Raw genomic sequence first — 12,376 nt, forward strand, 5'->3', positions numbered from 1 at the left:
TATAGTAAAAAAGTAAGATTATCTTCATTCCTTACAATGCTTTCTTCCTGTTATTCATTAAATATAATACAGAATATTCATAATATATTGTCAAAATGAATTTAGTGTATTAATATTAACCGTAAGTGAATACATATGCTGTTGTCCATTCATTCCATATCGGATTGAGTTTCGCACAGAATACCTGTATTGCGGGAGGAAAATAAGTGTACAGTAAAGATTCGATCTATGTTATTGGGGATTCAAAAACTTCTTCCAATAATCCAATCATGCAGAAGTATAATGCTTTTTTTATTGGATTGGTAATAGACAAGACAACTCATTTCATCATTGATGCTGATTGTTCCGCTACTATTTCCTTGACTTCATCCTTTGTGAAACATTTATTTGTTGGACAATCTATACTGAATCTAGATGGGGTAATACAGGAAATTAATACAAGATATTTCGGTTCATCCCAGAAGGCATTGTCAGTAGCCTTCAAAAATGCACATATAAAATACATGCAAATCATTGAATCTTAATGCTGCTTTATCTATTTTCGTAGATGAAATCCAGCTATTAGCGAGGCACTCCCTAACTAATAGCTGGATTTTTATTTTTATCAGAACATTTTATTATTGTTTACTAGAATTAAATCCAAGTAAAGAAAGGAAAAGAATATGATCATTCAATCAATTCAAGTTCAAACAGAAATCTTTCAATTAAAAAAGCCATTTAAAACGGCTCTTAGAACAGCTACTGAAATCGAGAATGTATTTGTCTATGTTCAGTTGGAGGATGGATTAATTGGAGTTGGAGCAGCAGCACCTACTTTGGCCATTACAGGAGAGTCGAAAGAAAGTATCGAAGCTGTTTTAAAGAATGTGATTACCCCATTACTAGTAGGAAAGGATATTAGAAACATACAAGAACTCTCTTTACTAATTGAACGTTCTTGTGTGGCCAATACAAGTGCGAAGGCTGCAATGGAAATCGCTTTGTATGATGCATTGTGCCAACATCTTAATCTACCACTCTACCAATTTCTTGGAGGAAGCACAAATCGATTAAAAAATGATATGACTGTCAGTGTAGGGACTGTAGAAGAGATGGTTCTTGATGCAAGGCAAATAATCAAGGATGGTTTTTCGATTTTAAAAATAAAAGTAGGAAAGGATTGGGCAAAGGACGTCGAAAGAATTATGGCCATCCGAGAAAAAGTTGGAAATCATGTCGCCATTCGTGTAGATGCCAACCAAGGCTGGACTCCACGACAGGCTGTCGCAATCATTCAGGAACTTGAACAGTTAGACGCTAAAATAGAACTTATTGAACAGCCGGTCCATGCAAGTGATATTGAAGGTTTAAAATTTGTGAAGCAGAAAGTGAATACACCGATTATGGCAGATGAGAGTCTTTTTTCTCCTCAGGATGCATTGCGTCTGATTAAAGAAGATGCTGTTGATCTCCTAAATATTAAACTGATGAAAACAGGTGGTATTAGAAGAGCAATGCAAATTGCCGATATTGCAGAAAGAGCGAATATTCCTTGCATGATTGGTAGTATGATGGAATCCTCTGTTTCCGTACTCGCTGCTGCACATATAGCTACAGCACATCCAAACATTCAAAAAATTGATCTAGATGCCCCACTATGGCTAGCGAATCAAGATTTTGATGGAATCGAATTTATAGGTGATGAGATCCATTTATCATCCCTACCTGGATTAGGGATTCAACGAAGATTATCTAAGAGTATTCGATAAAATATGGAGAGGAGCTTTTCTATGAAAAATTCTAAAAAATGGATTATAAGTTTATGTGTTGCAGGTACTTTACTTTCTACAATGACAACTCAAATATTTGCAAAATCAACAGAGGAACTTCACCCGGGCGAGTCTGCTTATGTAGATGTATCAGTTTCAACTCAGTGGACAACGAATGGTAGATTCCAAGTTAGAGATATTGATGCCCCATCTTTAAGCAACCCTGTTGATCCTTGGCAATGGTCTGCGAATATGGAGGACAGCGAAGTTCGTCGCTGGCTGACAGGAAAGCTTGAAACACAAGCGGTCTATGGAACAAAAGTAGTAATTTTACAAGAGGCTGGAGACTGGGTACAAGTAGCGGTAGAAGGTCAGCCTACTCCGCGTAATACATTAGGATACCCAGGTTGGATGCCTAAGAAACAATTAACAACAGATAATCGATTAGAGAAATATACTAATACCCCATTTGTTATGGTATCTAGTCCAACTGCCTGGTTGTATGATGGAAAAGCACTAAAAGATAAATTTATGGAAATTAGCTTTAATACTCGCTTACCAGTTCTTAAAGACTTCGGAAATGTCGTTATGGTCGCAACGCCCGATGATGGAAATAAATTTATTAAAAAAGAGGATGTAGCACTTTATCAAAACGAAGAACAGTTTCCTAAAGCAACTCCTGAAAATTTAATTAATACAGCTAAGAAGTTCCTTGGCTTACGCTACTTGTGGGCTGGTGTTTCAGGATTTGGATTTGACTGCTCAGGGTTTACATATTCTATTTACAAAGCATATGGTGTAACAATTCCACGAGATTCTTCTGTACAAGCTAAGAATGGGAAGGAAGTTAAAAAAGATGAGATACAACCTGGAGACTTGTTATTCTTTGCAAGTAACAATGGAACTGGATCAGTTCATCATGTTGCAATGTATATCGGTGATCGCTTAATGATTCAGGCTCCGAATGCTTCTAGAAATGTTGAAATCATTCCATTAAATACACCAGGCTACATCGAAGAATTTTCAGTAGCTCGTCGCTATTGGCAAGAATAATAGAATGATAGATATAAAGACGATGTAGTGTAGTTAGTTCTGTTCAAGATTGAATGATTGAAAAAAGTTCAAATCCTAAAATTAAGGGTTTGAGCTTTTTTATTGTTTTTTTTACTTAAAAAACTTAATTTAATTAATTTGTTTAAGTGTATTTATTGATAGGTATAATCGATTCCTATATAATTTATTTATTATGATCAGTTAGTTTGGAGAATAAAAAAGGAGTTTTAACGAATGTACCAAGAACAAAGGCTGTCATTGATAAAAAAGTATTTAGTTTCAAATGAAAGTATTACGTTAGAACAAATATGCGAAATGTTAAGTGTATCAAAAGATACTGCTAGAAGAGATCTAGTGAAACTTGAAGAACGTGAGGAAATTATCAGGATAAAGGGGGGAGCGACACTTCCTTCTACGAATCGATCTTTTATCGAGTATAAAGAACGTGTAACAACTGTTGGAAAGGAATGTATTGCACAGAGAGCATCTTTACTAATTCGCAATCAAAGCGACTTACTAATGGATACATCTTCAACCGTAGCACTTATTGCTAAATTTATTGGAAATAAGAAGGTCAATATCATTACAAATTCCATAGATATGGTCGATTTATTTGGCGAGTTTGATGATATTCAAACCTTTATGCTACCAGGGAAATTTAATAGAAAAAATCGCAATCTAGTAGGTCCTAGAACATTAGAAACGTTGAATGACTTCAAGGTTGACCAATTATTTCTTGGTGCGTGTGGAATATCTACTGAAGGGATTACTTCGCCTGATGAGGAAGAAGCTTTTTTAAAGAAAAAAATGATTAGTTGTGCTAGACAAGTAATTCTTCTTGCAGATCATTCAAAATTTGAAAAGTCTTTTTTACATAAGGTTTGTGAATTGAAAGATATTGATGTCATTGTGACAGATCAACAGCTAGATGAAAATGTTAAGAAAAAAATCATTGAAAATAATATTTTGTTAATCGTGACTGATGAAGAAGAAAGAGGGGAAATGAATGAGAAAAATTAATGTTGGTTTAGTTGGATATGGCTTTTCAGGTACTACATTCCATTCACCATTTATAACTGCATTAGAAGAATTTGAATTGAAGAAGGTTGTTAGTTCAAAAAAGGATTTAGTTCAAAAGGACCTAGGCGATGTGGAAGTAGTAAGTAGACTAGAAGATGTTCTTGAAGATGTTCAGATTGATTTAGTCGTTATTACAACACCGAGCGGAATGCATTTTGAAATGGCAAAACAAAGTTTACTTGCGGGAAAACATGTAATATTGGAAAAACCTATGGTCGTAGAAACATGGGAAGCAGAAGAACTGATTAAGATTGCTGAGGAAAAGAACCAATTATTAAGTGTATATCATAATAGAAGATGGGATAATGATTTTTTAACGGTTAAAAAATTAATGAATGATAGGGTGCTTGGAGAAATCAATACTTATCAGGTTCATTTTGATCGATACAGACCTGTAGTGAGAGATAGATGGAGAGAAAAACAAGGCCCAGGTTCAGGTATGCTATATGATTTAGGCTCACATCTTATTGATCAGGCTTTAAATCTATTTGGTATGCCACAATTCGTTTCAGCAGATGTTTTTGCTCAAAGAGAGAACGCGGAAACAGATGATTATTTCCATATTACGTTAGGTTATGAAAAGCTCCGAGTAATTCTACATTCTGGTTCAGTTGTTCCTAGTAATGGTCCGCGTTTTCAAGTTCACGGAAATAAAGGAAGCTTTATCAAGTATGGAATTGATGGACAGGAAGCTGCACTGATAGATGGCAAAAAACCTACTGATAATAACTGGGGAGTTGATCAACCACAATATTATGGAAAGCTATTTACAGTAGAGGGAGAAATTGAGAAGCAAGATACAATTGAAACAATACCAGGTTCTTATACAACTTATTATAAGAAGATTGCTGAAAGTATTTTACATGGGAAAAATGCACCAGTTACAGCATATGAAGGATTACTAGTTATTAAAATTATTGAGACTGCCTTAAAAAGTAGTCTAGAAAAGAAAGTGATTTTTTTAGATTAATATTTTCGTTTTTAAAAGGGTGACTCAACAAAGTTTGGGCCATCATTTTTTTATTTGAGAAATGTTGAAACTGCAATTAATGGAAGAATATTGGCAAATAAAGTCTGAAGTGCAAATAAGTCTATAAGAATCGCAAATAAGTAGTCGATCTCTGCAAAGGATAGGTTAAGTGCAAATAAATTCCGAAAATCGCAAATAAAAATGGCAAAACCGCAATTGAAATTTGAGAATCGCAAATAAAATTGTTGAAACAGCAATTAAAATAGATAGAATCGCAAATAAAGTAAAAAATTACCCGTACCAGTTATCGTATTATAACCTAAAAATATGTACGTCTAGATTCTTTCAAATGAAGAAACAGCCTAATTCTTTCAAAATATCATTATTATTGGATAAAAGTCTGCTAATGATCAATAAAATGGTCAATTATATTAGGTACAAATGAAAAGCGCTGCTAAAGATCCCCCCCATCCACGTTAGAATACACATATTACAGAACCTACATTTAATTTAAATAGTCCATTTTCACTCAGTATTCATTACGAAACTAGAATTTAGTCGTTAATCTAGTAGTTTTTCCCTCTTACATAAACATGTCTAAATTATTTTGATTAATCATATATTGAAATACCCTGATATTAGAAGAAGTTTTACACATTTTTAATCAAGAAAGTTTACTTGCTATAAATACTTAATTTCCTGTTTACACATGATAGGGAGGAATTGGAATGTCTGATATTGTAAAAATTGGTTTAATACAAGCTACAAATGATGTGGATGGAAATGAATCAGTAGCAAATCATAAAAAAGTGGCAATTGAGAAACATATTAGACTAGTTAATGAAGCGAAAGAAAAAGGAGCACAGATTGTTTGTTTGCAAGAAATCTTTTATGGTCCATATTTTTGTGCTGAGCAAAATACGAAGTGGTATGATGCTGCGGAAGAAGTTCCAAATGGGCCAACTACGAAACTATTTCAGGAGTTAGCAAAATCACTTGGTATTGTTATTATTCTTCCAATCTATGAAAGGGAAGGGATTGCAACTTACTATAATACTGCAGCGGTAATTGATGCAGATGGCTCTTACCTCGGAAAATACCGTAAGCATCATATTCCACAAGTAGGTGTCGGATCAGAGGGGTGTGGTTTCTGGGAAAAATTTTATTTTAAACCTGGAAATCTTGGCTATACAGTTTTTGATACCGCTTTTGCAAAGGTCGGAGTTTATATTTGCTATGATCGACACTTCCCAGAAGGGGCAAGAGTCTTAGGATTAAAAGGTGCAGAAATTGTTTTTAACCCATCCGCTACAGTAGCGGGATTGTCTGAATATTTATGGAAGATCGAGCAGCCTGCCCATGCAGTGGCAAATGGCTATTATGTAGGTGCGATTAATCGTGTAGGGTTTGAAGCTCCTTGGAATATGGGTGAATTTTACGGGCAATCTTATTTAGTTGATCCACGTGGGAATTATGTCGCCGTTGCAAGTCGCGACAAGGAAGAAGTAATTGTAGCGGAGATGGATAAAAGGATTATTCGAGAGGTTCGAGATTTATGGCAATTTTATCGTGACCGTCGTCCGGAAACATATGAGGACATGACGAAATATCTTCCTTAATGAAACAAACAGTAATTATCGCTTTCTAATAGAGTGACTTTGTATGTTACTAGGAGGGTGTTTTCATGAGTAGAGTTTCGTTAAATGATCTGTCTAAAAACTTTGAAGAGGTACTTCCAGGATTATCAGATCGGGAAGCATTTGAAGAGGCACACCGATGCTTGTACTGCTATGATGCTCCATGTATTAAAGCCTGTCCTACTGGAATTGATATACCATCGTTTATTAAGAAAATTGGATCCGGTAATTTAAAGGGCTCAGCTAAAACAATCATGTCATCTAATCCAGTTGGAGCAAGCTGCGCGCGCGTTTGTCCTACAGAAGAACTATGTGAAGGCGCTTGTGTACTAAACCATTCTACAAAGCCAATCATGATTGGTAATCTTCAGAGATACGCGACAGATTGGGCGATTAAAACGAATCAAGTATTATTCCAGGCAGGAAAAAAGAATGGAAAAACAGTTGCAGTTATTGGTAGTGGACCATCAGGATTAGCTGCAGCACGTGAACTTGCACTTCTTGGTTATAAAGTAACAATATTTGAAGCAGAGCAAAGTGCTGGAGGATTAAATAGATATGGAATTGTTTCCTTCCGTCTTCCAAAAAGTATTTCAAATTGGGAAGTTCAACAAATAGAAAATCTAGATGTGAACATCCAAACGAATACGCGAGTCGGTAAGGACGTGTCATCAGAAGAATTGCTAAGAGAATTTGACAAGATCGTTCTAGCGATTGGTATGGGGAAAGTACCAAATCTTGGTATTGAAGGTGAAGATTTAGACGGTGTATATGATGCAATTGATTTTGTGAAAGAGACGAAGCTGGGCGATTTATCAAATCAATTTATTGGAAAAAACATTGTTGTTATTGGAGCAGGAAATACGGCGATTGATGCTGCTACTTGTTCTGTTCGTTTAGGTGCTACAAACGTCAAAATTTTATATCGTAGGACTGTTTCAGAAATGACTGCTTATCAATTTGAATATGATTTTGCAAAGCAGGATGGTGTGGAATTCCGCTGGTTAACATTACCAAAACGAATCATTGGCGAAAACGGGAAAGTTACGGGATTGGAGTGCGTTCGTTTAGAGTTAGGAGAAATTGGAAATGATGGTCGCCGTCGACCTGTACAAATAGATGGTTCGGATTTCACCATTCCAGTTGATGGTGTTATAAAAGCAATCGGTCAAACACGATATACCGATTTAATTGAACAATTTGGGTTAGAACATCGTGCTGGTATTGTAAAAATTAATCAAGAAACCTTTCAAACCTCGAATTCTAAAGTATTTGCATGTGGCGATGTAATCTTCGGAAAAGGGCAAGGAGAAGCAATGGTAGTGACTGCAGCTCAGCAAGGGAAAGAAGTAGCATATGCAATTCATAAACAGTTAAGTATTTAAAGGAGGTTTACGTGAATGGCAGATTTACGAATTAATCTCGCGGGAATTCAATCACCAAATCCATTTTGGCTTGCTTCAGCTCCTCCTACAAATTCCGGGTACCAAGTACAACGTGCATTTGAAGCTGGGTGGGGTGGGGCAGTATGGAAAACATTAGGTGAACCAATTATTAATACCTCCTCAAGGTTTGCAGCAGTTCATTTTAACGGACATCGAGTTGCAGGTTTTAATAATATTGAATTAATTACAGATCGACCTCTTGAAGTAAACTTAAAAGAAATTTATGAAACAAAGAAAAGATTTCCAGATCGAGCGATTATCGCATCTATTATGGTTGAACCGAAGCAAGAAAAGTGGCATGAAATTGTCAAAAGAGTGGAAGATGTAGGAGTTGATGGATTAGAACTGAACTTTGGCTGCCCACACGGTATGGCAGAGCGGGGGATGGGATCTGCATCTGGTCAAGTTCCAGAGTTAGTCGAGAGACAAACTTATTGGGTAAAAGAAGTAGCGAAAACACCTGTTATTGTAAAATTAACGCCAAATATTACTGATATTACTGTAACTGCCGAGGCAGCGGTACGAGGCGGCGCTGATGCAGTAAGTATGATTAATACGATTAATAGCTTAATTGGAGTAGATTTAGATTCTTGGAATACGATTCCTCATGTTGGTGGAAAAGGAGCACACGGTGGATATTGTGGTCCTGCTGTAAAGCCAATTGCATTAAATATGGTAGCAGAATGCGCTCGGAATCCACGGATCAATGTGCCTATTTCAGGTATTGGTGGAATTTCGAATTGGCAAAATACGGTGGAATTTCTATTAATGGGAGCGACGGGCGTTCAAGTTTGTACTGCTGCAATGCATCATGGTTTCCGGATTGTTGAAGACATGATCGATGGTTTAAATAATTATTTAGATGAAAAAGGTATTTCCTCAGTTATGGAGCTAGTTGGTAAATCTGTTCACAAGTATTCAGATTGGGGAAATTTAGATTTAAATTACCAAGTCGTGGCTAAAATCGATACAGAAGTATGCATTAATTGCAATAAATGCCATATTGCTTGTGAAGATACTTCGCATCAATGTATTGAAATGTTAGAAAATGAAAATGGAAAACCATATTTAAAGGTGAGGGAAGAGGATTGTGTAGGGTGTAATCTCTGTGCCATTGTATGTCCAGTTGAAGGTGCAATCAATATGATTGAACGATCAAGTGAGCATCCTCCAATGTCATGGAATGAGCGCCAGCAGGCTATTAATGCATTATCACCAATACAATACGAAGAATATTCAATCTTAAAGGGGGGACGGAGAAGAAAATGAAAAAGATTATTCAAAATGGGACGATTGTTACTGCAACCGACACTTATAAAGCAGATATTCTCATTGAAGAAGGAAAGATTTCAAGTATTGGAAAAAATTTCGACCGAACCGATACTGAAGTAATTGACGCTTCTGGATATTATATTTTTCCAGGTGGCATAGACCCCCATACTCATTTAGATATGCCATTTGGTGGTACAGTTACAAAAGACGATTTTGAAACAGGAACAATTGCAGCTGCATTTGGTGGTACAACGACAATTATTGATTTCTGCTTAACGAATAAAGGGGAGCCGCTACAAAAATCAATTGAAGCATGGCATCAAAAATCGAACCAAAAAGCAGTTATAGATTATGGCTTTCATCTTATGATTGGTGAAATAAATGAAGAGGTTTTACAAGAACTTCCAAGAGTAATCGAGAACGAGGGAATTACATCTTTTAAAGTATTTATGGCGTATAAAAATGTTTTTCAGGCTGATGATGCAACACTATATCGTACGTTATTAGCTGCAAAAGATCTAGGAGCTCTCGTTATGGTGCACGCGGAAAATGGTGATGTCGTCGATTATTTAATAAAAGAGGCATTAGCTGAAGGAAAAACCGAACCGATTTACCATGCTTTGACACGTCCATCCGAAGTGGAAGGAGAGGCAACTGGAAGAGCGTGTACTTTAACAGGACTTGCAAATTCACAATTATATGTCGTTCATGTTACTTGTGCTGAGGCAGTTGAAAAGATAACGGAAGCACGAAACAAAGGAATTGATATATGGGGTGAAACGTGCCCGCAATACTTAGTTCTCGATCAGACTATGCTAGAAAAGCCTGAATTTGAAGGAGCAAAATATGTTTGGTCTCCACCACTTCGTGAAAAATGGCATCAGGATGTGTTATGGAGTGCTTTACGAAACGGAAACTTGCAAACAGTGGGATCGGATCAATGTTCATTTGACTTTAAGGGCCAAAAGGAACTCGGTCGTAACGATTTTTCTAAAATTCCAAATGGAGGACCAACGATTGAAGACCGGGTAAGTATTTTATTTTCAGAAGGTGTGAATAAAGGAAGAATATCATTAAATCAGTTTGTTGATATTACTTCTACTAGAAGTGCAAAATTATTTGGTCTATATCCTCAAAAAGGAACGATTGCCGTTGGGGCAGATGCAGATTTAGTTATTTTCGATCCAAATGTCAATCGAACAATTTCTTCAAAAACGCATCATATGGCTGTTGATTATAATGCGTTTGAAGGAATGAATGTGACTGGAGAGCCTGTGAGTGTCCTAGTTCGAGGTGAATTTGTTATCCAAGATAAGCAATTTGTGGGTAATCCAGGTAGCGGTCAATATTTAAAGAGGAAGAAATATGGCGAACAAACGAACACTAGATTAGTAGAAGAGAAGAGATAAATTGTAGAACATGAAGGGAATGAGTGAGATTCATGACAACCTATAAAGAATTTATCATTGAGAAAAATCAAATCGATTCCCTAATCATGAAAGACTATAAAATTACAAATATTCGAGAAACCTTGGACGGAGCATTTGTTGACTTTGAAAATCAAGCGGAGACAGAAAAACTTATTACTCTCCATATCATGAATGCAGATACACGAAAATATTTCGCAACTCTTCTATTAAGCAAGAGATAGATGTTTCAGACTGCACGCCAAACGCTCGCTTTCTTCGTTACTTCGCCTGTCTGCGGTGCTCATTACCGTTAAGGGTAACTCCGCTCCTCGTTAGGCTTCGCGCCTCGAAAGACAAGCGTTTTCAATCAGTCTGAAAATCAGATAAATAGGACTTTGTCTACACACTGACGCATCCTTATAGAGGGATGCGTTTTTTTTTGCTTTGTTAAAGTAAGTATTGGAGTTAAAAGGCAGGAAGAGCAGATAAAGCAGGTAAAGCAAATATAAGGATATATTTTAGAGGGGTTCAATCCTGCTTTTAATTTCAAACAACGAAACGTTATACTGTACGTTTTTTAAGAAATCACATATAATAAAACTATAAGGAGCGTGAAACCAATGGGGTTGTGTATAAAATAGGAGAATTGGCAAAAGAAGTTGGCGTTTCGAAACGAACAATAGACTATTATACAAATCTTGGTCTACTAGAACCTAAACGTTCTGAATCTGGTCATCGTTTTTATGAAGAGGGAGCGTTAGAAACATTAAAATTTATTGAACAATGCAAATCAATGCATTTACCATTACAAGAAATTAAAGAGATATTAGATAAGAAAAGAACAATGATTCAAGATGAGAGTATCGCTCCGTTAACAGAGGAAGTAACGGTTCATATGAATCAATTACAAGTTGAATTATCACAATTAAAGTTTTTACTAGAAAATGTAACTGAAGACCAAAAACTAACTATAATACGTCAGTTAACGTCACAAACATCAGAATTAATTCAGACGTTACTGTCATTTATACTTTAAAAGGAGAGAATGTAAATGTTTTTTCATCCGATGGATTTCGTTATATTGATTGCCTTTGGTTTATCAATATGGGCACAATTTAAAGTGAAATCTAGTTTTAATCAGTGGGCTGAAGTTCCAGCATCAGGAGGATTAACCGGAGCAGAAGTAGCAAGGCATATTTTAAATAAAAATAATCTATCTTATGTTCCTGTAGAAGTGGTGCCTGGTCGATTGTCTGACCATTATGATCCAATGGCAAGAACAGTACGATTATCAGAAGAAGTTTATTACGGTAGATCAATTGCATCTGTTTCCGTTGCAGCACATGAAGTAGGTCATGCAATTCAGCATGATACTTCATATGGTTTTTTAACACTTCGCCATCGTATTTTTCCGCTTGTTAACTTAGCATCAGGTGCAGCTCCATTGTTATTATTAGCAGGATTTCTACTACAAGCATTTTCTTTAATCGGCGTAGGAATCTTACTTTTTTCAGTAGCAGTAGCGTTTCAGCTTATTACTTTACCAGTTGAATATAACGCTAGTTCAAGAGCAAAAACATTAATGTTAGCAGAAGGAATAATCCATGATACAGACAGAAAAGGTGTGAATAAAGTATTGGGAGCGGCTGCTCTTACGTATTTAGCAGCAACTTTAATTTCAGTACTAGAATTAGTAAAATATTTATTTATCTTCTTCCAAGGACAAACTGAAGAAGAATAATTAAAAAGGCTCAAACCGTTA

12 protein-coding genes are annotated in these 12,376 nt (G+C 36.1%); all 12 read left to right on the forward strand.

From position 1 onward, the window contains the following. The first annotated feature begins 206 nt into the window (after positions 1–206). The 12 genes from B7R67_RS00760 to B7R67_RS00815 all read left to right on the forward strand — a co-directional run bounded on the left by B7R67_RS00760 (position 207) and on the right by B7R67_RS00815 (position 12,355). Positions 207–524, forward strand: a complete 318-nt coding sequence (locus B7R67_RS00760; RefSeq protein WP_088066612.1) for a DUF3870 domain-containing protein — start codon at positions 207–209, stop codon at positions 522–524. Positions 525–662: 138 nt separating this feature from the next. Continuing rightward, a complete protein-coding gene (locus B7R67_RS00765; RefSeq protein WP_088066614.1) occupies positions 663–1,748 on the forward strand; it encodes a dipeptide epimerase in 1,086 nt (361 codons plus the stop codon). Between the two features lie 21 nt (positions 1,749–1,769). Beyond that, positions 1,770–2,801 (forward strand): C40 family peptidase, encoded by a 1,032-nt coding sequence (locus tag B7R67_RS00770; RefSeq protein ID WP_088066616.1) that lies wholly within the window; start codon positions 1,770–1,772, stop codon positions 2,799–2,801. Between the two features lie 234 nt (positions 2,802–3,035). Next, positions 3,036–3,821, forward strand: coding sequence for a DeoR/GlpR family DNA-binding transcription regulator (locus tag B7R67_RS00775; protein ID WP_088066618.1), 786 nt, complete (start codon positions 3,036–3,038; stop codon positions 3,819–3,821). Continuing rightward, positions 3,808–4,851 carry an oxidoreductase gene (locus B7R67_RS00780; RefSeq protein ID WP_088066620.1) on the forward strand — a complete coding sequence of 348 codons (1,044 nt, stop codon included), beginning with the start codon at positions 3,808–3,810 and terminating at the stop codon, positions 4,849–4,851. Before B7R67_RS00775 ends, B7R67_RS00780 begins: the two co-directional genes overlap by 14 nt. A 728-nt stretch (positions 4,852–5,579) precedes the next feature. Then, entirely contained in the window at positions 5,580–6,470 is an 891-nt protein-coding gene (locus B7R67_RS00785; protein WP_088066621.1) for a nitrilase-related carbon-nitrogen hydrolase, read from the forward strand. 65 nt (positions 6,471–6,535) lie between these two features. Continuing rightward, entirely contained in the window at positions 6,536–7,873 is a 1,338-nt protein-coding gene (locus B7R67_RS00790; RefSeq protein WP_088066623.1) for an NAD(P)-dependent oxidoreductase, read from the forward strand. A 15-nt stretch (positions 7,874–7,888) separates the two neighbouring features. Continuing rightward, the gene (gene preA, locus B7R67_RS00795; RefSeq protein WP_088066625.1) at positions 7,889–9,202 is read left to right on the forward strand and encodes an NAD-dependent dihydropyrimidine dehydrogenase subunit PreA; all 1,314 of its coding nucleotides are present in this window, start codon (positions 7,889–7,891) and stop codon (positions 9,200–9,202) included. After that, positions 9,199–10,614, forward strand: a complete 1,416-nt coding sequence (hydA, locus tag B7R67_RS00800; RefSeq protein ID WP_088066627.1) for a dihydropyrimidinase — start codon at positions 9,199–9,201, stop codon at positions 10,612–10,614. Before preA ends, hydA begins: the two co-directional genes overlap by 4 nt. Before the next feature lie 32 nt (positions 10,615–10,646). Then, complete coding sequence (locus B7R67_RS00805; protein ID WP_088066628.1) at positions 10,647–10,856, forward strand: hypothetical protein; 210 nt, start codon at positions 10,647–10,649, stop codon at positions 10,854–10,856. Positions 10,857–11,242: 386 nt separating this feature from the next. Continuing rightward, the gene (locus B7R67_RS00810; RefSeq protein WP_088066630.1) at positions 11,243–11,650 is read left to right on the forward strand and encodes a MerR family transcriptional regulator; all 408 of its coding nucleotides are present in this window, start codon (positions 11,243–11,245) and stop codon (positions 11,648–11,650) included. A 15-nt stretch (positions 11,651–11,665) separates the two neighbouring features. Beyond that, entirely contained in the window at positions 11,666–12,355 is a 690-nt protein-coding gene (locus tag B7R67_RS00815; protein ID WP_088066632.1) for a zinc metallopeptidase, read from the forward strand. The last annotated feature ends 21 nt before the right edge of the window (positions 12,356–12,376 follow it).

Origin of the sequence: Gottfriedia luciferensis, assembly GCF_002156865.1 — a bacterium.
In the GTDB taxonomy this organism is placed as follows: Bacteria; Bacillota; Bacilli; order Bacillales; family Bacillaceae_G; genus Gottfriedia; species Gottfriedia luciferensis.